Source organism: Paenibacillus oryzae (genome assembly GCF_001675045.1).
GTDB classification, from domain to species: Bacteria; Bacillota; Bacilli; order Paenibacillales; family Paenibacillaceae; genus Pristimantibacillus; species Pristimantibacillus oryzae.
Genome location: NZ_LYPA01000044.1, coordinates 29,296 through 53,454, shown reverse-complemented (window position 1 = coordinate 53,454; position 24,159 = coordinate 29,296). Strand labels below are relative to the sequence as shown.

Here is a 24,159-nt window from a genome sequence, read left to right as displayed (position 1 = left end):
TTTAAATGACTCATTCGGCATCGAGGCCCTTAGTTCCTGTTTGTTCCAAAAATTCACTTAGTAGAGCACCTAAGTAGTAACAAAAATCAATAGGAATCGGAGGCTATGAAAATGATTGGAGCACCGTCATCAGAGGAGTATGGAGCTTTTTATGAAAAATATGTAAGGCTTATTCCTGAGGTGAGCATTGTTGAGCTGCTGGAGCAGCAGGGAAAGGACGTTCAGGCGCTGCTGGCAGGTCTGACGGAGGAGCAAGGAAATTTCAGATATGAGCCCGGCAAATGGAGCTTGAAGGAAGTCATGGGGCATCTTAATGACAACGAAAGAATCATGATTAACCGACTCCTCCGAATCGCGCGCGGTGACAAGCTGCCGCAACCGGGCTACGACCAGGATGTGCTGATGCAGAACAATCCTTTTGACTCCTACACCGTTGCCGAAATTGCAGAGGAGCATGCCGCGATTCGCCACTCGTCGCTTCTGCTTCTCAAAAAGCTTTCCCCCGATGCTTGGCTGCAAACAGGCGTCATGAGCGATTATCCTGCTTCGGCTCGTGCCATTGCTTATATTGTTGCAGGTCACGAGCTCCATCATTTGAATATCATTAAAGAGCGCTACCTCGCAAAATAAATCTATTTTTCAGCAGTTCCATCATAACTACCTCAAGCCCTACATGTCTCTACTCATTAGAAAAAACCTCTGGATGCCGGCACCGGCTAAGCCAGAGGTTTTTGTTCTTACTCATGTTCTTATTCTTACTGATTATTCCCAAGAATCTCGTCGATGCGTTGCGCCAGCGCCTCTGCTGCTTTGGCATGGGCGAGCTTGCCGGGATGGCTTCTTGCGCCTACTCCCTCTTCGTTCATTTCAGGAAGCTGGAAAACACTCGCCCGGCGGTCTCCCGACTCTTCGACGTAGTGATCGACGGCTTTGGAAATTGCGCTGAGCAATGAGGTGCCCAGCATGCCGTAAGCCCACAGCAGATACGCATCGGGATTACAGCGGCGCAGCTTGACCAGGAATTGCCGGACTGCCTGCTGGAAGCGCTCCAGGTCTTCAGGATGAAAGCTGCCGTCCTGCAGCAGACGCTGCTTGAACGCTTCTCCTGTCTCATCATCTCGCCACTCCGGCTGATAGAAGGCATTTTGATCATTGGTGCCCAAATTAATGACAACAACATCGGGCTGCCATTCCGTAAAATCATGACCTTGCAGCGCTCCCAGCTCTTTGTTTCCCTTACCCTGAAGCAAGCCGCATATCTGTTCATAATAACGGGGCAGATTGGAGTGCGGATTGTTATCCCAGCTGCTCAGCACTCCCCAGCCGCTCTGCGACAACACCCGATAATCTGCTCCGAGAGCATCGGCTGTCAGCTTGGCGTAGCCATGTCCCGCGCTGAACCACATCGGCAGCCAATCCATTTCTGCCCTGGCTCCAATAATGCCTTCGCCTGAGGTGATGCTGTCGCCAATAAACTCCAGCTTGCATGCTGCCTCCGCAACGGGGTGGAAGCTGCCATTGCTTGCTGCGGCATGCAGCTGAAACAGGCTTTTTTTGTCCCCGCTCATCGCCTGCACTTCTTTAATCACCTTTACGTTTTTTAGCGTATCGGGATTCATGCCGCGAAATACCGTTATCCACTGTCTGCCCTTCGGCAGCATCATCCGGCTAACCTCTGCTCCGTTGATCCAGATGCCAATCCACTGCTCGAAGTGGGAGTAGTTTGTTTCTATCTCAAGCAGCAGCTCGCTGCCGGTTACGTTCAGTTCAATTCCGCTAGCGGTCCAAAACAAAGTAAGCGGCGAACGCTCCTTCGTTGTACGACCATGCACCTTTACATTTTCCAGCTCATCCAGCCTGTACGTCGTCATGCCAGGTATTTGACTCATGTGCCGATCTCCCTCCGGGCCGGACTTTCATAGCCCGGGCCTAATCCCTTCGAAAGGGTTTACATAGTATAACTGTAAATGATTGCGAGGTTTTCATCAACAAAACTCTAATAGAGCCTCCAGCGACTGCTTTAAAGGCGCCTCAGCAGCTTTTATCGTCTTCTTCAGCTTCCCCGTATTGCCGAACAGCAGATACAGAATTTTGTCCCTTTCATATGACTCAAGCAATTCCAGCTCCATATACAGCGAATTAGCCAATTCCGGCGTGTTAACCCAATTAAGCTTGGACGGTTTGGCTGAATCCGTCACGCTTCGGAGAATCGACACTATAACCGGCATCCATTTCGGATCAGCGTCATGTGCTTCCAGAAAAGCCTCCAAATAATAATGATGAGCCATCTGATGCTCTTCATCAACCTGCTCCATATAGCGCTGAACCAGCGGGAAGTAGTCCGTGCTGTAAAGCCCTAGTCCCAGCACTGCATAAGTGCCTGGCATAACCGATTTTTCACCGGCCTCCACATCGCCATACCATGCAAAAGGCTGCATAGCCAGCTCCGCATATTGGGCCAGCACAGGATGTAAAGCAGGATAGTGCAGACATGCCGCAAAAAAACGATGAAGCTGCGATTTGGCGAGCCCTTTTATCGGCAGCAAGGTTTTATCCTTGTTTTTAAGCTTTAGGTTGTACGAACGAGGAAAGCCATCACTCAGCAAGCTGCAAATATACTGGAGCCCCTGCCGATATGCCTCCTCCTCTTCGGATAAAATACGAAGCTCAATAACCATCAGAATATCGTTAGCTTTGGCCTGAATCAGCCCGCTGCTAAGTTCATGCCGAAAAAGACCGCTGCCCTTCAATAAATAGTGCTCAGCCCGCTCCGAGCCTAATTCCATGGCCAGCTTGAAATAGGCTGCAGGAATCTCATGCTGCACCTCACCTATTTTTTTCGCGGCGTAAATAAAAAAGTCCATTTCCTTAGCTTCGGCATTGCTGCGTTCCCCCTCCGGCTTAAGCTCCCACTCCAGCCCATAATGGCCTGCGGAATTAAAATATTTCGGCAAAAAGCGCTCCTCTGCCCACCGTTTTAATGCTGTTGTACAGGTTGATCGCCATTCCTCTACACGCTTCTGGCCTTGGAGCTTGCTGGTCACCCTGTCGATGATCTCTCCCGTGAAGGCTTCGCTTTGTTCAATCAGCTCCGGATTCAACAGCGCATCCGCAAGAAAGAAATCATCCTCGGGCTTAGGCCTCGCCGGAGAATCCGTCATCACCTTTTGCCCAATAAAAGACTGGAGCTTCTCACGCACATATTCACGCTTAGCCTCATTCCGCAGCATCACGGATTGCTTAAATGCTCCTTGCTTCCACTCAACCTCCAGCACCAGCTCCAGCTTGTGGCTGAAGTAACATTCCTCCGGAGGAGCCTCCTGCAGCAAGGCGTTTACTCGTCTTTGAAGCTCGGGAAAAACCTCCTCCGCCAATATCTCCTCCGTCATATAGCTCATATAATCCAGCTCCGGCTTCAGCTTATGCGAGCTGTCGCTCCACGATAAAGGCTCGTACAGATCAATGGCGAACGTTCCGTCGGCCCATTGGAACCTGCCCTTTTGCCATGAAAATTTCAAATAATCATGCGAGCCCGTATACAACATGCTGGGGGATGGCGAAGAAAAAATACGCGTTTTGTCTTTTTCCAGCAGATTCAAATAAAAAGGCCACACTTCCTCCCAAAAAGCTTCTGCCGCATTATGCATGCTTCCTACACTCCTTTTCTACACCTCATCCTCATACATAACTTCTTCGATCATCATTTTATATTGTAAATCACCAAGCCCGTATTCGGGAAATAGAGCCAACAATTCAGCGACGAGGTTTTCCTTGCCTGCATTCCTTTTTATATATTTTACAATCGGGCTTTCGCTCGTGCGATAATTCAAATACATATCCACAGCTTGATAGGTCACGGGCAGCAGGTCAGCTGGCGGCTTTTGGCGGTTGCACAAAACAGCCCTGTATATATCCAGATAACCACTGCTGTCCATTTCAAACGCATGATCCAGCATTTCATCACGTCTTTCAAGCGCCATGCAAAATAGCACATCGCCCTTGTAGCCGGTTTGGTCCAAATACGCCAGAATCGTCATCATATTTATCTGACAAAACATGTCGTCCCCAAACCACAGGACAATAATCCCGTAATCCCCTTTGAATAGAGGTTCTAATGCTTCTAGCACCTTTTGCCGGTATTCTTCTTCCGTTGTCTGCAAGGATTGCACTCGAGCCTTAATAAAAGCAGGCGAAAATAGCTCCGTATCCGCCTCTCCCCAGCACATCGCTTCATTAAACGACACATACGTTGCATTTTTATTCATCAGCTTTTCGTTTGAAAATCTCTCCAGCATGCAGGAACCATTTAAAACATGGAGAATGCTCACATCGTACCTGGCTTCCATTTTCTCCTGCAAATTTTTTATGGTATCCTTCATAATTTCTCCGCCTCCTTTAGAAAATGAAAGCTTGTGTTTAGGATAGGTTTCCTGAATCGGCGTTTGTGTCCGTCTATATTTATGGGGCGGTACGCCAAACCTTTCCGCAAATGCACGGGAAAAAGCCTCTTGCGAGGAATAGCCGTATGTTATTGCAATATGGATAATGCTGCTGTCCGATTTTTTAAGCTCTTCTGCTGCACGGGTAAGACGGCGCTTTTTGATGTAGCTTTTCATGGTTTCCCCAACGCTTTGATGGAATAATACCGAAAGATAATACGGTGAATAGTTACAGTAACGCGCCACATCATTTAGAGAAAGATCATGTTCGAGATTTTCTTCAACATACAAAATTGCCCTCTCCAATTCAACTCGCATCATAACGCAGGCTCCTTTCGATGATAGAATAACATAATCACGGTGCTCTGCTTTGATATTAATTGTGATCTGATGCCAGCCTCACCTTAATCAATCTGACGCCCTACTAGGTTTCCTGTATCCCGATTAAAGCACAAATGACCCGGAAGAGGGTCACTTTTTAAAAGTGTCCTTCTTCTGGGTCACCGTTCAACATCGGCCAAGCCTTTAAATTTATTCCAACTCTTCAAACCTTTGAAGCATAGTGGCAACCTCTGCTCGGGTTGCAAGACCGGAAGGATTTAGAGTCAAATCAGAATTGCCCTTCATGATGCCCTTTGCCACAGCCCACGTAATTGACTCTTTGGCAAAGTCTGAAATTTTGTCGGCATCCTTGAAGATAAGGCTTGAACTTTCGGCATCGAGGTTAAAGCCTTTACCCTTTGCGTATCTATAGAGCATAACAGCAATTTGCTCACGGGTGATGGAATCATTGGGAGCAAATATTCCCTTGCCCTTTCCGTTAACAATTTTGCTTTGGTTTGCCCAAATAACAGGCTCCGAATACCAGCGATCGCTTTGAACGTCAGAGAACACATCTCTAAATTCAACTTCCGGCTCATTTTCCATACGATACAATACTGTCGCAAGCATGGCACGGCTCATTTTCCCGGAGGGTGAAAATGTTGTTTCAGTGGTTCCCGTGAAAAGCCCCTTGTTATAAGCATACCTTACAGAAGAATAGAACCAATCGTCATGTGCTATATCTGTAAAAGGAGTTTTTCTTGAAAATGTAACGACAACCGTTGTGTCGCGGCTAACCTCTGGAATGGTGTAGATGTCACGGCCTACAAACTTTTCGCCGTTAACAAAGATATATTCCGTTTCATACCCTTCATCAGGAATCATTCTGATGGTGGCAGAGGTGGTTGCACGAACGGTTTGAACCTCAAAGCCATCGGCTATTCTTCCATTTCCGCCTTCAACAGAAGCCTTCACTGAGTATTTAAGCTCAGCTGCTATGTTGTTTCCCGGAGCAGCCCAGCGCTTCGGACCGATTATTTTTGAGCCTTCAAAGTTGGAAAAGGCAATACCAAGCTTTTCGATGGCTGCTGAAATTTCAGAATCCAGAGCATTTTCTTTATCCAAAACAGCCTCAGCCTCTGCAATACTATGCCTCAAATTTTGAGCAGATTTTGTAGAAAACCAAAAATCCGGGCTATAAATGGTTTTGGGATTATCCGCGATAGTAACGGAAGCAAGGTAAGCTTTTGCAGCAGCTATGTCTTCATAGAGTGAAGACTTTGAAGCTTCCTTTATACCAGAACCAACAATGACTTGCACATCTTCAACCGGTTCAATATACCGAGGTGTCGCATCCCTGTTGGTCAGAATGAAGTTACTTAAAGAAAAGCTGAACGTTCCGCTGTTTCTAGCCTGAAAAACGGCAGTTCCCAAATGCTGAAGCATGGAATCCGCTTTTCCGCCTGCAGTCATATCCAGATAGATATAGTTGATGACACCATCGGAATAGTTCATTAAAATGTCGTTTTGCATTCTAACACTGGTGTGCTTCAGAACATAAGAATCAAACTGAAGCTTTCCTTGAATGCCATAGACGGGCGCTCTTCCGGCACCCGTATAGGAAAGACTAAGCTGAACAAAAACCTCTTCTCCGACTTCGAAGGATGTCTTCGGAGATCCCGAGCTATCCGTTACTTTGATGTCTACACGATAGGCAAGGTCTGCGGCATCGTTTGCGCTGAAAGCATAGGATGGCAAAACAGTCGCCAGAAGCATTATGCAAAGAATACTTTTCAAATATTTTATCATCTTCTAAGCGCCTCCATTAATGTAAGCTGCGCATCTGTAATGTCAACAATGCCGTCGCCGTTTTTATCAGCTCTCAGCCAGTTTTCCGAAGAACTAAATCCTTTGTAGACGTTGTTAAAAATAGCATCCATTGTTGCCGAAACATCGCTTTTATCAATAGTACCGCTGCCATTGGTATCTCCGCGAAGAAGAATAGGAGATTTGACCGTTGGTTCAAAAACAAGGTTGGCCGTTAATTGCTCGCCTGTGACAAGTGACCTTGAAGAACCAATATAGGCTTTCTTAAGGTTGTCATATAAAAGAGTTTGTTTGTTGCCTTCAATCACAACCGTTGCTTTGCCCATATTTATTTCAGTATATAGGGTGAACAACGAAAATCCTTGCGTTTGACGGACTTCATAACGATAACCAAGGTCCTTCACACTAATTTTGATAACATCTGACAGCTCTTTATAGACCGTCTCCCCATCTTGACCTTCAAAGGCGGAAAGTCTGTAGCTAACCTTGATGGCTGTTTCGCCGGGAGCTAATGCTTCAATGGTTCCATCCTGTGAAAGACTGATGATGTTCTGATTATAAAGAACATGCCACACAACATCGTCTGCTTTTAAGATGGTATTGCCAACTGTACGAAGAGCTTTAACAGAAAGCTCCGTTTTCCCGCCTATGCCAAGCTCGATGTAATCCGGTTGATCATCGGAGCTTTCAAGGTCGGAGATGAGTTTAATGCTTTCAAACTCTGACAAAGCACGATTCACAAGGTAAACCTGAACAACCGTTTCGTTTCCAGCATCGTCAACCGCTTTAAGTATCAGCGTTTGGTCTGGGTCTTCACTTGTGGTTATACGATTAACAACGAAGGTTCCGTCCGGATTTCTAACCATTCCTTCTGAACTTCCGTCTAACGTTAAGGCTGCAGATGGTTCAGTTACACCATGGAAGCTATAGCTTCCATTCGCGCCAACAAAAACAACTTGATTGCTGACGGTATTCTCAACGTTGTCCTTATCTAGGCTTGTTTCAACCTCTTCGCCAAGGAGTAACGCTGGTGCTTTTGTGTCTACAGTAAACCCAATTGCGCCTGATGACCTGCTGCCTTGGATGGTGTCACGGTTTTCACCAACCGCTATAAAGTCAATCAATTGCTGTCCGTCTTCAAGACTTTCTTGGAATGACCAAACCGTCTTGAACTCTTGGGGCGTGCTTTTTTCTTCTGTGTTAAGAATAGATGTCATTTTTACAGGCTTATCGAAGGTGTACGTGATCTCTAGTTGGTCCGTATTTAAATAATAGAGCTCTTTTGATCTGTCTATATTTGTTTCAACGCTTAGAAGCTTAGGTTTATCCATTGAAGGCATAACAAAGCTTTGCGATGATGCAAATTCGGCTGAGCGATAGTATTCCGTATGTGCAAGAGGATCCTCCACAATTCTAACAGCCTGCACTTTAACCAAATAAGTCTTGCCTTCCTCTAATAGAGGCCGGTTTGTTTTGTCTTCTAATGGTTTTAAGATGATGTCATTATCAACCTTAAATTGACCAAAGGAATTTTCAACTTCAACACCATCTTCGTCTTGGATAGCCACGAAATAGTGTGTTGCCGTTTTGTCACTTCCCATTACATCCACTTTCACATAGCCATCACCACTATAGACTGCAGAAACAGACTGTGGTTTTTGGGGAAGCAGCGGATTTGTGAAAGCCACTGTTGAAGAAGTCATCTTCTTACTCATTCCACCTTGATGGTTAACAAGCATGGCAACAACATGATAGTCCCCCTGAGGGAAGGACTCAGGAAGGGTAAACACATGCGAACCTGATTTAATCTCATCTAATTCCAGGTTGCCAATACTAATTAAAGATGAAGTATCTTGAATGTTCAATGATTCAATGGATTGCAGAGTTGATGGATCACTTGTGACATAAACATTAAGCGCACCTGAATAGTTGCTTGGCTTATCTGTTGTCCAGGAGACCTTAATGTCACGGCTTTCATTTTTGCTGTTTGAAGCACTTATTCCTGTAAGCTCTGGCATATCGTCAACACTGTTCACTTCAAAGTTGTCGATATAAACATCAGGCGTTGCAACTGAAATGGACCAGTTACCCGCAACAACAAGAGAGGGATCAGTGATTGAAATATACAAATAATTAACGCCATCTAAAGATTGAACCAGATAGTTTCCGTTGCCTTTATCATCGTCTTCAACCATTGTCAGTTTCGTCCCATCTGGATTGGTGACAATGATTTCGGATGCAGAAGGTTTAACAAATCCACGAAGTGGGATTTCAAACAGAAGTGAATCTTTTGTTGCCGGGCTAACCTCTTTGGTAACGCCATTCCCGGCTCGGGTTTTAGCCACTGCCTTTGTAGCGAGTCTTCTCATATTCGTTCCATATGCCATGGTGGTGGGCACAAGGTTGCCGTTTTCGTCTAGCGCTTCCGATTGGACATAGTGAACGGCCTTCCCTCTTGAAGAGAGGTCAATCGATCCGCCAAAGCTTAGGTCGCCGTTCCAATAGTAGATAAAGCCAAGCTTGATTCCGATGACCTTAAAGTTTGCGCCAACAAAGTCGGATGAAACAGCTGCCTCGACTCCTCCAATCTCCTTGCCTCCCACAAACGGGATGGAATCCGGAATGAACAGTCCTGCGTAAACATACCCATAAAAATAATCTTCCGTAATTTTTATCGTGATGCCGCCACGAATAATTCCGGCGTGAATGCTAATGCTGCCATAGGCATTTAGCTGAAAAGGCGATATCCATTGAATATTCATTCCCGCTTGAATATTTAAAATTCGTCCATCATCGTCGCCATTAAGATGGGCGGAACCTTCAATGGACAGCCCGGATAGCTTTGCATCCAGCTTAAAGTCGCCTACCATAATGAGATTAATTAAAAGCCTTGTTTGCAGATGGATCGTAAGCGGCGGCAGCTGGCCTGCCGGTTCTCCAGCAATGGTGTCTGCAAGGTTTGATATGCCTCCGCCAAGTCCCATGATAAATACATAAGGCGAAACCACTGGAATTCTCGTATTATCTGATGCTAAAAAGAACGTAATTTTATCAAGCATCATTTTGGGAACAGAGTTAATCGAAACCTTTTTTAGTGCCAATGACCCTTCTACTTCCAGTACGGTTATCTTAACACCAGCATCAATGCTATAAATATCTTCAATGGTGTTAATGGTTATTTCGGCCTTAGCGCCAACCTCGTTTCCTACTAATGGGCCTAATATATCTTCCGGCAGGTCGACAGATAACGTTGTGTTAACGCCGCGAAAACCGATGTCACCGTCTTTACTTCCATAGAGAACATCTTCAACGTTTGCCGTTAATGAGCCTTTATATTCATCAGGCTCGTCGCCCTGCGATGGATCAGGAGCCTTTAAAGGAAGTGAAATCCTTCCGCCAAAGCTAATTCCGAAATCATCATCATCCTGGGTCATAACCCCGTATTTAATATTGATCAAAAAACCCGCAATATTTTGCAGCATGGTTCCGGCGTCTCCAAGCTTAAGCTCAAGCGCTTGTGCCTCATCCTCGGAAACAGCCTCCCCATCCAGGCTGTATTTGGTTCCATTTTCGACTTCATAATGCCACTTGTTGTGCCAAATATTGATAGAGTTAATCACTTTGATGGTACCGTCGCCTTCCAGCTTTGCACCATTGTTATTAACGGTCATCTTAAGCGCTTCGTTGCTGTCATAGGTCAAAATGTTATTGATGGTAATGTCGCCATCGGCTTTACTAGCCGAATAATATTGCTCTGTGCCCGTACCCATCAACCTGACTTTCCCGCGAAGCGTCAACAAAATTTCTGTTTTATCCTCTTCAAATTGTATGTTTTTATGAAGAAGGCCATCTCTTTTTACATCGCCAGATAAAAATTTCTTCATGACATCTTCGTTTGCAAAACTAACGTAGTCATACAACTGTCTGTTGTTCGAAGCATTAGTTAAACGAACAAGCGAAACAATACCATAACTTGCACTTTTATCCGCTACATTATTTGTGACATCCAATGTAGTTGTTGCTTTGATTTTTGTACCAAAGGCATCAATTAGCTGCTGATTTGTAAATCTAAATTCTATATCATGCTTGCCAACTGCCAACGTTTGATCCGTTGAAAACGCAAGCGTTTGACCTTCTTCAATAAAACTTATTTTTCTTTTGTCAATCAAAGCAGCCTCGCCGCTTGAAGATGAAACAAGGTAAAGACTCCATCCATCGCTTCCCGAAAGGGCCTCATCCAAAACCTTCATATCCCCTGAAACCGTAATATTTTTGTCGCCTTCATAATAAACGGCCGCCGGGAAAACATGCTTCATTGAAACTTCCGGAGTTTTTCCTTCGACCGCAGGAATCAAAATGTTTGTATTCGCACTATAGTCAACCAGTTTATGTGTGCTGGAATCAATAATTTCCGTTGCATTTAACGAAACGATTAAACGCTTGGAGGTTATCATAGGCTGAGCCTCTGCGATAATTTCAACATTCGGAATATCAAACACCGTTCCAATGTTAAGACCGCCCGTAATTTGCACATTGTATTCCCGTGTATTCGTTGCCGCAAAAACAAGTCCCTCATCCAGGCTAAGCTTCACAACAGGTTCCAGGAGTTCTCTCGCTCCCGAGACACTATTGTCAATGGTTACGGCAGCTTTGAAAACACCATTGTTTTCATATGCTTTTTTGTCGTTAGTCAATACTACGTTTTCGGTTTGAATCCCTATCGAAATATGCTCCTTTTGGGTCTGATCGGAAAAGTTGCCGATCCCATAGAGCATTTCGGAAATTCTGACTGCACCTGGCTCAATTGATTTTTCGTTCCAATAATAAGCAGTTGCCGTGTCGGGAACTAAATATTTGTTTGAATAATTGGTAAAGTCGACATTAGGGTTTGGCGTATAATCATATCTTGTGTTTGCAAGATTAACCCAGTGACCCACAATCACTTTATCAACGTTTACGTCTTGTTTGCCGCTCCAGCCGGACAAAAGGGCATAAGCCATTTTGTCCGAAGCCGAAAGAGAATCCACATATCTAATTTGCTGCGGAAGATTGTCGCCGCTATATTCGGTTTCAACGATGGTTGGTTGCGTTGGGTCAACTAAAACATGAGGCGAATCAATTTGTGAACCAAGCGCGTTGTCCAGAAGAAGACGAATACCCACTGTTCCAACTTTAGCATTGTTATTTTGCACATCATAGGAAATACCAATGTTTCCGGCTCTTGAGTTGTTAGGATCAATCGAAATAGACACCTTCTGCGTGATGGTATACCCCTTGATGTCCCATGCGATGGTCAAAAGCCTTCCTTGCTCGGAAACGACAGGTTCATGCAGCTTGGTATCTATTCCAAACCAGCCATACTCCTGACCAAAAATATAATCTTTGCCGTCGATCCGAACGGTTGTGAAGGATGTTCCGTTGCTCCTTGCCGTATCTTCCCTATAAAGAAGCGGCAGGTTGTTGTCGAACGCTTTTTGCGGATGTCCGTCAATGGTTTCGATTGAAAAACCACCCGTTTTTGAGTTTATAGAATACTTCATAAATTCATTTGCAATGGAATAATCCGTATTACTAGCATCTGCACGAGCGGGGAAACTGGCAACGCCGAATAGCATGGCTAAAGCAAGGGTTGCAGCCAAGCTGCGTTTTAATAATCTATAAATTGTCATTGCCTATTTCCCTCCTTGTTTTGGAGCTTTTGAAACATATACCGAAATGTTGAAATAGTCCCGTTTATCCGTTTGGATATATACGGTATACCAACCTTCCGCTACATTATCCATTGTAAAAACTCCGTTTTTCTCCCGAAGGACCGTTCCTTTTGTTTTCATTTGACCTTGTGTTAAAATCCCTTTTTCATAACGTGCATAAGAAATTCCGGAAAAGTTTTTCAGTGAAATTTCAACTTTATTTCCAAGAACGGTTGCCGTATTGGTGCTATCCGGCATAACTCCGTTAATTAGGGCTATTGTGTCATAAAGACCCACAAGGCGAACGGTTCGACGAATGGTGGTTTGATTTCCTGCATCATCGCTTACTGTATAGTCGATATAATAAGGGTTCGAGCGAATAAATTCATTCGCTGAGATGTTGTCAGGGTTGAACACTCTGCCGCCTGCTCCATAGTTTATGGTGACTCGTTTTGTCAGATCAACCTTTTTACCTGCAACCTCGTCCCACGCTTCGAAGTCCAGAAGCTTTGACTTGTCATAGGCAATGGAGGCATCCTTTTTAGGCGTCATTCCTTCGATGAAGATCAGCTCTTCGCCATTTTTAAGCTTGAGCACAGGCGGTGTTTTGTCGATTAAGCCAATGTTGACACCGTACGAGGTATAGTCACCCGTTCTTCCTTCAAGGTTAAAATTATAAAGTCCATTTTCTCTATAGTTCATCGACTTCTCTTGTGCCCACGGGTCTTTTCCACCTATAAACTTGGCGTCTTTGTCAGTGATTACTGTGACATTCACATTCTGGTTTGTTGTTGGGTTTTTGTCGATTCCCACAACGTAACCTGCTTCTTTTCCAGACGTGTCCACACCAACAACAATCTTGTTTTGATGATCCTTTTCTACCCACTCGCCCTTTTGGTTTTGCTCAAGATATTTATAGGTCCAACGAACCTCTTTAACACTTGGTTTGCCAACTTCAATGCCTTGAACAGTTAAAAGAATTTTTTGTGTTAATCCTGTTTTGTCTCTCACCAGAAAGACGTGCTCCCCGTTTGTTTTAACGTTAATAACGGCATCCTTATAGGACACAACATCGCCGTTTTCATCTTTTACCTCTGTTAAAAGTGCATGTTCATAGCCACGATAAGAAACTCTAAGGTCTGTCAGCTTTCTAAGAATGTCCAGCGGAACCCCGTCACTGTCACGGATTTGGTCAAATGTTACATTAACACTCAGCTTATTTTCCGCTAATGCTGCAGTTGCTTGGATTTGCGGCGGCGTAGAAACAATATTTGAAATGGTAATAACCTCATGTCCTTCGTTACCGTAGTCGTCAACAAAAAACATCGTAACCGTACCATTTTTCTTAAAGCGAACCGCTTTTGTGCCAGGGATATGCACGATATCGTTGGCAGTCAGACTTCCAGTACGTTCTACACCGGTGACTGTAATGTTTTTGATATCTTTGCTAAACTGTGTCAACTCTACATTTACGCTTTGTGTAGTTATTGTGCTTGGAAGCGTGCTGTACGTCTTCGCGGTTGCAGTTGGCACTACTTTGTTAATGTTTGAAACGGTGATCGGAGAAGTCCACTTGTTTCCGGCATAGTCATAGGCCGTCACATAATAAATCCCCGAGCTATCAAGCTCAACGACATATTCATTTTCAAGCGGCTCGCCTTTGAATGGATATACCACATCGCCCTTTTTAACCTCTGCAAATGCTATTTCTCCTGAATCATCCGTTAACGTGATCGTTGCAAAAATATTTTGGTTGGTCTTGGCCGTGTTTGATAACACATAGGAAGTTTCACCGATTGTGTTGTCAAAATGGTCATAACTAACCGTATGGGAAGCTGTGTTTCCTGCACGATCCCTGAACTGGAATGTGAATGTATTAACATCCTGCGTTAATGTCCTTGAAAGCGCCCCGCTGTTGTTTGTCATAGAAAGAGTTTTTTCTTCACCGATAAACTTGAGCGTCGCCATAACTCTTCTATAGGCTTTTCCTTCCTGAATGGGAACCCAGTTACCTAGATAGTTCTCGTAGGTGTATTCCACCGTATAGTGAACATCCTCCGTAATTGACGTCTTATCAATGTTTGAAACCTCGACCGGCACGACTGCTGTCATTCCTGCTTTGTTGGTCACTTTGAAGTAGACCGTTGCATTTTGTGAAAATGTTTCCGTGTGCGAAATGATGGAATCTATTTGGCTATAGTTGATGCCGTCATACGAGCGTTCCAGCCTTAAGATCCCGCTTTCCGGGTCGGATATAGAAAGTACTGCATTAACATTCTGGTTTGTTGGCTCAGTGGTTGAATAGCTCACACTAGCAGTAGGGGCAGTTTCGTCCACCACCGATATTGCAACGTATTCATCCTCCATTCGATCAGCTTCCATACCTTCTGTTGTATATGCTTCGAAATAAGCCGATTTTGTTGTTTTGCCATCTCTTAATGCTTCAAATACAAGCTTTGAATACCCTGTTCCTCCTCCTTTATATGTTGAGTCAACAACGCTTAGCTCTGTATTAAGCTCTAATCCAGACAACACTACATTTTCAACAAAGAAATATTGTCCCGAGTAATTGGGATTCGGAACGACAACATAATAAAGCGTATCGCCCTGGTTATAGGATATAAATCCTCCATTTTGGATCGCTTGGCCATTTTTCTCCACATGACCCGTAATGTCAAAGCCGGCAACAAATTCAACATCCGGTGTGAATTCTACAACAGCATCCCGTCCGGCCTCGTCCTGAATATAAAGGCTGACTGGATTGTTATTTTGAATGACAACATCATAATCCATGACGTATTCAGCGGACGTTGATAACAGTCCTGTATAAAGAAGGTTTGACTTTGCCATATCCTCCACAACATCACCCTCATTAGGTGCGTAAGGCATAACGGTTACAGGTACGTTAAATGAAACGGTCACCGTTGACGTTGTTTTTGTTGTTGTTGGATTTGCGTTAACACTTGTGATTGATGCTTCAGCATCAACCAGGTTCAGCCTCGAGCTATAGAATACTTTTTCAGTAACATTTCCTGCCGTGTCGACAGCCTTGATCCCAATGGCATAGGTTCCGCTAAGCCCTTTCAAAGCAATGGTGTAGGTTTTCTGTTGTTTCCCTTCGCCATTAAGGACCATCTGACCACTCTGCATGCTCACTGATTGACTATTGCTGAACAACTCGTAGTCCTCTTCTGTTAAGACATGTTGCTCCGTCGGATCTTGAATAAGCGCAAAGGAAACAGTTGTCTCACTCTCGTCTGCAACATCAACTGTAATAACGCCATCTTCTCTCGCACCATTGGTCACAATCTCACTAGACGCAATTGCAGATGGAGCTTTCTTGTCAATATTAGTAACAGAGATGGGAACAAGAACCTTATTCCCTAGTGCATCTTCTAAGGTAAGATTTGTTGTGACATTCTCTCTAATCGTTACTGTGAATGCCCCGTTTGTATAGGGTGAAATTGAAATCTTGCCAGCATCCTCTGGCGCAACTGTCAGCTTGCTTATTCCCGTACCAACATCATTTGCTACTATTGTTGCGGTAACAGATTCTTTTGTTGGTTGAATCGTGCTGTAGTCCGGCAATTCAAAGGTTGGTGCTTGGCTATCATAAAGAATGGTGAGCGGTCTTGCATCTGTCAAAAATTCGGGTCTTTGATCAGCAGGATGATTTAAGAGTCCAAACTGAAGATAGATGGTGTTGACACCTTCTTGAAGCTGTACTGGTGTGTCAAGTGTGAAGCTATACGAAGCGCCCCTGTTACGAGCTGTATCAAACTGAGTCACTACAATGCCGTTATCTGTTGGTGCGCCATCAGTTGTTGCATAGTATACCGGTCTTTGATTTTTTGTTCTGGAGTCAAGACTAGCATGTGAGGCTGATTCCCATGCTTGATGAAGCTCACTGAGCACACTATAGACCTTATAGGTGCCATCCGATGTTGCGCCCATTCCGTTAATCGTCTTTGTTTGCCTATGTTCTAATGTATCAATTTGAGCCGGCGCTGACCTTATCCCAACGTAATGGGACAACGATGATTTTCTTGCATTTTCTACGCCAAGCACATCCCGTGCAACCACAACAATGCTGTATGCGCCTGTCGGAAGTCCCGTCAGTGTCAAGGTTTGATCAACCTCTAATTTATTTTCATGGTTTGGTGTCAATGTCAGCGGATAATTTGGCATATTAGGAATTCTGGTAAATGATCTTGCCTCAGTTATATAGTAATAGGCACTTTGAAGTCCACTGGTATCTGCCACTTTCACGTTAATCTGATGTGAAGGTTTAAAAAGCATATGCTCGCTTCCCATGGTAAATGTAACTGACGGGCCATAATAGTCATAGTTGTATTCTCGTGAGAATTGAGCACTGTTGCCAGACTTTTTATCTCTCACCTCATATTCGAGTATATATTTCCCGTCCAGCGATATTCTATATCCGCTCCCGTTTCCATCAAACTTATCGTTATGGCCAACAGTATCTTCACCTCTATAAAGCTTAAATATTTGTGAGAAGTTAGGGGTTCTGGTATTGCTAGGATGAGCATACCATCTATACTTCGTTTCAATATCTGGATCGCTCGTGTCGAAACTGATGCTGTAACTAACCTTTGGAATACTGGGATCCTCGGTAATGAGTGTATCCACAACATCCCCATTAAAAATCTGTACAGATCTTTTATAGTATCTTGACACTTGCTCATTTCTTGAGTCATTTCCAAGCGAGTCTACTGTGAAATAATAGAGACTTCCATCAAAGCTCTCACCTTTAGGTATGGATAGCATAGCCGTTGCGCTATCGCCTTCCGAGTCTACAAATGCCCACTTCCCTTGCGTCGAAGCTATTTCTCCTGATGCATTTTCAATTTGACCAATAGGTATGTCAGAGGGCGTCGCAGTTCCGTTTATAAAGGTATAATACGTCCTTGACCAGCCGTTATTGCTTTGCTGAAGGTCGGTCATTTCAAAGCTATAGTTATTTATTTTGCGGAGCTCTGCGTTTTGCGCATGTACCGTTTCGGTAATGGTTACTCGCGGAGCCAGGTTATCGATTTTGATATTCTCAATTTCTGTGTATCCGGCATCTCCGCCTAATGGATTGTCAGCTCTGTCCCATCCATAAAGCCGCAGCTTGAACTCGCCTTCTGTTGGAACAACTGGACTTAGTTTAATGCTGACTCCATTCAAAACCTGTGTGCTGATGGGCGCTGTAACCTTTGTTGTATCACCTGTACCATCAAAACTCGTTACTCTTGTCGTTGTTGGTTCATAAGAATCACCGGTTTTCTTGTACAGCTCATATTTTAAATAGTTTTGATTGGCGCTAGTGTGGGCGACATTTCCATCCGGATACAGCACTTCGCTTGAAACCATATAAAATTCATGCATCTTTTTGAAATTGCCCTGAATGGAATCGGCTCCCACAAGGTCATTTCCCTGTTGATTCGTGACTCTTAAGGTTGGTGTTGTTGTATCCACCTTGTGAGTTGAAAAATAAAAGCTTTGTGATGTTGTTGATTCTGGTGTTGGAAACTCCAATTGATAGGGCTGATCCACACCTTTCTTATTTAGATGGGTAGACACATTATCAAGCTGAAGCCTTATACCCTCTCCTTCAACCTCGCTAACATCCATTGGCACTTTTCCAGTAAACTGAAGAATGCCGTTTGGTTTCCCGTTCTCCCCATGCAGCTTTGTCATAGTAAGGTTGGCAAGCGGTGTTGTCGTATTGTTGCCAAGGTATAACAAAGGTGTTGCTTGGAAATTTGTTATGAGCTCCGTCTTTATTTCCTGGGTCATCGGTTTTTTATGAATAGAAGTCGGTTCAACCGTAATCGTAACATCTGTAAATTTCCGATTCATATATTTATTATCAGTACTAGGCGAATAGGTAATCGTTTGATTGATATTAGGATTGCCAAGGTTATAGATACTGCGATAAAACTTATACGTTACATCTTTATAATAGTAATCCTGGTTGCCAATCTTTGTTGTTAAATAGGTTTTAGCTCCAGCATTTCCTGAAGTGGTGTGCGCAAAGGTGCCCCCCAGACTTTCAGTATTGGTCGATTGAGCAAGCAGCGCCACCCTATAGGTTAGCGAAACCTCTGCTACTTTCGCTGCAACCATTGCATCGTGAAGCTTCTTACGATCAATATCCAATATGAAATTTTGAGTTTTTGTTGGCTCTGTAAATGTTAACCAATTCCGACCTACTGCATCATCCGAAACGGTATAGCTGAACACAGGAGCATCATCATATTGCATAATGTCATAGTGACCGTATTGATCATTGACCTTTTTGTCCCAGTTTACACCTTCAGAGCCTGATAGATTAGAACTAGGATCAAGATAGAACTCTCCACCTTTGGTATCAACGTTACCTATGTTTGTGAACTTTCTTTTTGTCACGTCTGAAATATCTCTATACATTCTGCCTCTATTTTTTGTCGGTGTGTATAGATTAAGCGTCTTCGCCTGTACTGGATTGATCTTCCCATCATAAAAGGGAAGCCAGAGAGTCACAAAATCTACCTCCCATTCATCAGATCCCTCCAGCCAAAAAACAAATTCATTCATTCTCCAGGGTGGCACATTCTTCGCCCAAAAATCATATTGCTTTTCAGTATTAGCATTAAAGTTGGTGCCACTTGCAACATACCTTGAAGTATGATCAGACTGCACACCTGTTTCGTAGGTACTCACGCCCATATGAACAACATCGTCAGTTCCGGCATGCTCGCCATTCCTCGTTTTCACATTGAACACATATTTGTAATCGGTTGCCACATTCGCATGTACAGGTGCTGCTGGTATTAGTGGTGTTAGCAGCGAAAGTACCAGTATCAAACTTAAAATCTTCTTCATGTAATGCCTCCTCGTATAATCGTACTTGTAAGCTCATTGCATTCTTTTCTAATTTTCGTTGAAAATCGTTTTGATATAGGTTGAGCTAAGACCAATGGCTTTTAGCTCCTCTTTCATTTCATGGGTGTGCTCGACTTTCAGGTTAGGGACATATAAAGCGATGCCGTTGCGATTTTTATAGCCTGCTGAATTTCTTACTTCGAATGCAAGCGCCTGGGCTGCAGCAGTGATTTCTGATGATTTCCCCATTAAATCAATCAAATCATATTGATCGAATATCCCATCGTTTTTACCTAATAGCTCTGAGTTCTTTGCAAGGTCTGTTAATGAAGCATCCAATTTTTCGTTTTCTATGACCTTAACCAATGATTCCGCCTGTGAAAGCTTCATCATTGACATTGTTGTTGGCATACTAGCTTCAATGCCGGAATGAAGGGTAAAGGAATCCAGAATTAAACGCCCCACTCTTTCCGTGCTAATCTGCGGGTTTCGCTCCATTGCACTGATCCATGTCGTATAATATAACCCTGCGGCGGGGGTTGAATCTTCAGAAGCAATGAGATATTTGCCATGGCTTCTAAGGGCATAGGCTGTTTCAACGGTACCCATAAGACATGCATCAAAAACGATTAAGTCGAAATACATATCTGATGCTTCGATTGCCTTTGAAAGCTCCGAAACCTTCATCGTTTTTCGTTCGTTTAGCTCATCTGCCCCAAATCCACCCATTGCGCCATATCCATGGTCCCATAAAATCAGAATATAACGCTCGCTCGGCGCAACGGTTTTGCCCCAATTCAGAAAATCCCTTAATGTTTTAGGGTCAGATGCGGCGGTTTGGATGCGGCTTTCGTGCTTGTTAAGTCGTCCATTGCTAACTTCAAAGCGTTCTGATGCTCCATCCGTCATGTATTTGTTGTGATAATTGAGCGTCCCTCCTGTTTGAATCAGGACTTTCGTATTTTGGTTTGGCTGACCACGAAAAATTTCTTCCAAATCATCTGTTAGCCGGCCTTGTTGCGATTCAAGATCCGAGCCAACAGCATAGATTAGTATCGTTGATGAAGCCACATCCCCATCCTGCTCCCAAAGCGACCTTGCCTCGTTTAAACGTTGCGTTGTAAACACACCTGTTTCAGTATGGATTTGGCCTAGTGTTGCAAGCTGGTTTTTGGGTCTTGTGTTTAAAACATAACTGCTTATTTTTGCAAGTGTTCCCCGATTGAACTCTGCTTCTTTTGCCAGGTCTATTCCTAGAACCTTTGAGGCGAAAGAAACCGCGGTTTTATAGGTAAAGTCGCCCTTTGTTTCTGAATATCCCAAAACCCTTAAAACCATTGAAGCATATTGGTTTAGAGAGGTTGGCTGCTTACCTCCGAAACGATGTTCGCTCATTCCGTTAACGATGCCATTTGCATAGGCAAACGACACATAGGAACTCTCCCAAGTCGTATCTTTAAATGGATTATTGTGAGTGTTATTCAGGATTTCTTCTTCCTTCCCCGACAGACGAAGCATCATCACAAGGGATTCCGCTCGGGTCGGCACCCTCGAAAGTTCATATCCACCCCCTCCATTCCCCGTTCCACTGAACAATCCCAAGCGGTTAAGGCCTTCTGCATAGCTTGCGTTTTGTGCCGAAGCCGATGGAGCTATTGCAAGAAGAATGAATAAAAAAAGGATTAAACTCAGGACATTTTTCATCAGATTTCGCCCTTTCAATATGAAAATTTCCTTTTCAGTCTCCTTTATAGCTTGCTTGTTGTCATACTTGTACCTCCATTTGACTCCATTTGACAATTAATGCGTACTGTTAATCCAAGCTTATCTCATTGCAATGACAAAATTATGATCAACTCTGATTGGAGCAATTTGATAAACTAGAAAGAGAAATAAAGATAATAAGAGGATTTGTTTGAGGGCATTTTCATAAATTTATCATTAAGGTGAGATAAGATGAATGAGACAGTAACCGTGTTGAGAACATTGCTCAGCTCGCCACAAATTCTAGTTTTACTTGCAATTGAACGAAGATTATTGGAGGAATTTACCCCGTGACCTATAACTTTGCACTTTCAGCCATTTTAATCATGTTCACCTTTGGCTTTATGATATTGCTGAACTATTCCTGGCAAAATAGAGAAACCCCCATTTCGGTTAGCTATGGCTTAGGTGTTATAGCTGCTTCCTTTTATACATTTGGTTATGCGTTTCAGCTTGTAGGTACGACAGTGGAACAAATGATCTTTTGGATACACGTTCAATATTTAGGCATTCCTTTTTCACCCTTGATATGGGTTATTATGATCCTGCAATTCACAGGCCATCAAAGATTGATAACAAAAAAGAACATTGCTATATTATCCATTGGTCCACTCTCTTCATTAACCTTCCATTTCACAAATGAATGGCATCATTTATTTTACAGGAGCATGGCTTTAGATTATTCTCAAGGCTTTCCGCTTATTGTTTTAGATAGAGGACCGCTTTTTTACTTACATATCACTTACATTTATAGCTACTATTTAGTTGGCATATACTTATTAATTCGGATGTATCTAAAGGCAGCTAGAATAAGAAAAAAAGAGGGGAACAAACAAATTGTTTTAATGATGATAGGTTCCTTTTGCATATTTATACCGCCATTCATCCATTCAATAGGTGTTTTCAACATACCAATCGATATCTCGCCCTTCGGACTAGTGATTTCCGGCTTATTTTATTTTTGGGGAACCTATCAGTTTAACATGCTTAATTTATCACCCTTGGTTATGAAGAAGGTGTTTGAATCCATACATGATGCAGTCCTTATTTTTGAAATTGATAATACGTTAAGAAGCTATAACAACTCTGCCGATATATTGCTTAAACCGTTCCCCGATAAAAAGCGGATTGGTTGCCCTGCCTCACAAATACTGCTTCCTTTTCCGGCTTTATTAAAGCTTATTGAACATCAATCGGACCCGCATAACGTTACGATACGTTCAATGCAGCTAGAAGACAGGTATTATCATGTTCAATTTTCATATATACATGGGCGTCATAATAAGCCGGTCGGCAAGATGCTGATCTTACATGACATTACGGAGTCCGTCCGGTATGAAGAGAGTTTAGTTCAGCAATCCCGGCAATTAACCGAGCTAAACATGTTTAAAGATAAAATGTTTAACGTAATTGCACATGATATTCGTGATCCGCTTGCTGTACTCGTTAATTTAATGGAGCTAGTGGAGGAGGATATGCAGGAAGCAGACTTAATCAAACGTCAAGGGAGTCAAGAGCTGCTTGAGGGAATGGGGGAGCAGATCAACAATACGTTTCAGCTCGTTGAAGGTTTACTGGAATGGTTTCATACCCAACGCGGAGGCATGCTGTTTAACCCTGTTATTAGAGATTTAGGAGACGCTGTTCAAAAAACGATGACTATGATGAACGTGAAATTGAATAGTAAACAAATTAACATAAACTCAACTATAGCTAAGGATGTCTACGTTTACGCAGATAAAGATATGCTGGATCTCATTATTCGAAATCTGTTATCAAATGCCGTGAAATTTACTGAGATTGGCGGGGTCATTCAATTGAGCTCAGAAGTTTTGCAAGACAAGGTTGTCGTTGCCATTCGTGATACAGGACAAGGGATTTCTGTTGATGAAGCAAGCTGCTTATTACAGGATGAATTCCCCATATCCAAAAGAGGAACGGCTGGCGAACAGGGGGTCGGCCTTGGACTATCCATCTGCCGGGAGTTCGTTCATTTAAATGGAGGGGACATTTGGTTCGATAGTTCACTGGGCGTGGGCACGACCTTTTATTTTTCACTCCCGATCGCTTCAAATCCCGCGATTGATAAAACTGTTGTGAAGGAGGAAATCGTGTGAAGGTTGTCGTCGTTGATGATGAAAAAAGCATGCATATAATCATGGAAAGAATGCTTAAAAAAATAAACGCTATTACGTTAGCGGGCTGTTTTCTTGATACGTGGTCAGCCTACGCATATTTATCCGACCATGATGTTGATCTGCTCTTTATTGATATCAGTATGCCAAAAGAGAGTGGAATCGAGTTTGCGAAACGTTTAAGAGAGGAAGGGCGTGAAACGAAAATTGTATTTTTGACCTCGCATAAAGAATATGCTCTTCCTGCGTTTGATGTTTATGCTTTGGATTACATGCTGAAACCTGTTAATCAAGAACGGCTTAAGCAAACAATAGAACGGGCAGCCGCAGATTATATGGAGACAAAAAAGAGCAGCGCCAAACAAGCTGAGCAAGAAAAAAAGCTGATCTACAGCTGTTTGGGCGGCATGGAGTTAAGAACACCGCAAAATGAAATTATAAAGTGGCGCTCGAGTAAAAGTGCGGAGCTTTTCGCTTATTTGATTATGCAAAGAGGTAAATATGTTTCAAAAGCAAAAATCATAGATGATGTATTCGAGCATATGCCATTAAAAAATGCGGATACTTACCTTAATACAACGATCTATCAGCTTAGAAAATTGCTGGATCGTTATGGACTTCCTCAGGTGTTGCTTTCCGGTAATCAGTATTATGTCTTAGATCAAACCCAAATTGAAGTAGACTTGTTTCAATTTGAAGATCTATGTAATACGCTGGACTTCAGTGATGCTATGCAAGTTAACCAGGCTGTTGAATGTGAAAAAAGCTATAAAGGGAAGTTATTCGGCGAGCATGCTTATGGATGGGCGCTAAATGAAATAGAGAACTTATCTTTATTGTACATTTCGTTTTCACATAAGCTTTGTGAAGCATTATTAAGCAGAGCAGAGATGGATGAAGCCATCGTTATTTTAAAAAAGCTGGTTGACAATTATGACCTTGAGGATCGGACGATTATGCTTTATTTAGAAGCTTTGGCTTTAAAAAAGGATGAGCTAGGATTAAAAAGGCAATATAAAAGGTTTGCTGAAATGATGCTTGAAGAGGTTGATGTAGATATATCCAAAAAAGTAACGGATTATTATTACCGGCTGATTGAGAAATTTAATTAAT

General features: G+C 43.2%; 10 protein-coding genes. 3 read left to right on the top strand and 7 right to left on the bottom strand.

Annotated features, from left to right (window positions below; translation table 11 throughout):
- Positions 1–111: 111 nt before the first annotated feature.
- Positions 112–630 carry a DinB family protein gene (locus A7K91_RS07880; RefSeq protein WP_068681409.1) on the top strand — a complete coding sequence of 173 codons (519 nt, stop codon included), beginning with the start codon at positions 112–114 and terminating at the stop codon, positions 628–630.
- Between the two features lie 125 nt (positions 631–755).
- Here the strand turns inward: A7K91_RS07880 and A7K91_RS07875 are convergent, their stop codons facing one another.
- The 7 genes from A7K91_RS07875 to A7K91_RS07845 all read right to left on the bottom strand — a co-directional run bounded on the left by A7K91_RS07875 (position 756) and on the right by A7K91_RS07845 (position 20,851).
- Positions 756–1,889 (bottom strand): GDSL-type esterase/lipase family protein, encoded by a 1,134-nt coding sequence (locus A7K91_RS07875; RefSeq protein WP_068681407.1) that lies wholly within the window; start codon positions 1,887–1,889, stop codon positions 756–758.
- A 96-nt stretch (positions 1,890–1,985) separates the two neighbouring features.
- A complete protein-coding gene (locus tag A7K91_RS07870; RefSeq protein ID WP_068681405.1) occupies positions 1,986–3,647 on the bottom strand; it encodes a DUF6138 family protein in 1,662 nt (553 codons plus the stop codon).
- 18 nt (positions 3,648–3,665) lie between these two features.
- On the bottom strand, positions 3,666–4,760 hold the full coding sequence (locus A7K91_RS07865; RefSeq protein WP_082967300.1) for a helix-turn-helix transcriptional regulator: 1,095 nt from the start codon (positions 4,758–4,760) through the stop codon (positions 3,666–3,668).
- A gap of 210 nt (positions 4,761–4,970) precedes the next feature.
- Positions 4,971–6,569 (bottom strand): S-layer homology domain-containing protein, encoded by a 1,599-nt coding sequence (locus A7K91_RS07860; protein ID WP_068681403.1) that lies wholly within the window; start codon positions 6,567–6,569, stop codon positions 4,971–4,973.
- Entirely contained in the window at positions 6,566–12,256 is a 5,691-nt protein-coding gene (locus A7K91_RS07855) for a hypothetical protein (protein ID WP_068681401.1), read from the bottom strand. Before A7K91_RS07855 ends, A7K91_RS07860 begins: the two co-directional genes overlap by 4 nt.
- Positions 12,257–12,259: 3 nt before the next feature.
- On the bottom strand, positions 12,260–19,147 hold the full coding sequence (locus A7K91_RS07850; protein WP_068681400.1) for a hypothetical protein: 6,888 nt from the start codon (positions 19,145–19,147) through the stop codon (positions 12,260–12,262).
- Between the two features lie 48 nt (positions 19,148–19,195).
- Positions 19,196–20,851 carry a clostripain-related cysteine peptidase gene (locus tag A7K91_RS07845; RefSeq protein ID WP_068681398.1) on the bottom strand — a complete coding sequence of 552 codons (1,656 nt, stop codon included), beginning with the start codon at positions 20,849–20,851 and terminating at the stop codon, positions 19,196–19,198.
- A 350-nt stretch (positions 20,852–21,201) separates the two neighbouring features.
- Here A7K91_RS07845 and A7K91_RS07840 point away from each other — a divergent pair, with 350 nt between their 5' ends.
- Positions 21,202–23,028 carry a sensor histidine kinase gene (locus A7K91_RS07840; protein ID WP_068681396.1) on the top strand — a complete coding sequence of 609 codons (1,827 nt, stop codon included), beginning with the start codon at positions 21,202–21,204 and terminating at the stop codon, positions 23,026–23,028.
- Positions 23,025–24,158, top strand: coding sequence for a response regulator (locus A7K91_RS07835; RefSeq protein WP_068681394.1), 1,134 nt, complete (start codon positions 23,025–23,027; stop codon positions 24,156–24,158). The genes A7K91_RS07840 and A7K91_RS07835 overlap by 4 nt, the downstream gene beginning before the upstream one ends.
- Position 24,159 lies beyond the last annotated feature (1 nt).

Bases quoted from the DNA above. Each gene is read 5' to 3' on its own strand.
- A7K91_RS07880 (WP_068681409.1), top strand. From the start codon at position 112: ATGATTGGAGCACCGTCATCAGAGGAGTATGGAGCTTTTTATGAAAAA.
- A7K91_RS07875 (WP_068681407.1), bottom strand. From the start codon at position 1,889: ATGAGTCAAATACCTGGCATGACGACGTACAGGCTGGATGAGCTGGAA.
- A7K91_RS07870 (WP_068681405.1), bottom strand. From the start codon at position 3,647: ATGCATAATGCGGCAGAAGCTTTTTGGGAGGAAGTGTGGCCTTTTTAT.
- A7K91_RS07865 (WP_082967300.1), bottom strand. From the start codon at position 4,760: ATGATGCGAGTTGAATTGGAGAGGGCAATTTTGTATGTTGAAGAAAAT.
- A7K91_RS07860 (WP_068681403.1), bottom strand. From the start codon at position 6,569: ATGATAAAATATTTGAAAAGTATTCTTTGCATAATGCTTCTGGCGACT.
- A7K91_RS07855 (WP_068681401.1), bottom strand. From the start codon at position 12,256: ATGACAATTTATAGATTATTAAAACGCAGCTTGGCTGCAACCCTTGCT.
- A7K91_RS07850 (WP_068681400.1), bottom strand. From the start codon at position 19,147: ATGAAGAAGATTTTAAGTTTGATACTGGTACTTTCGCTGCTAACACCA.
- A7K91_RS07845 (WP_068681398.1), bottom strand. From the start codon at position 20,851: ATGAAAAATGTCCTGAGTTTAATCCTTTTTTTATTCATTCTTCTTGCA.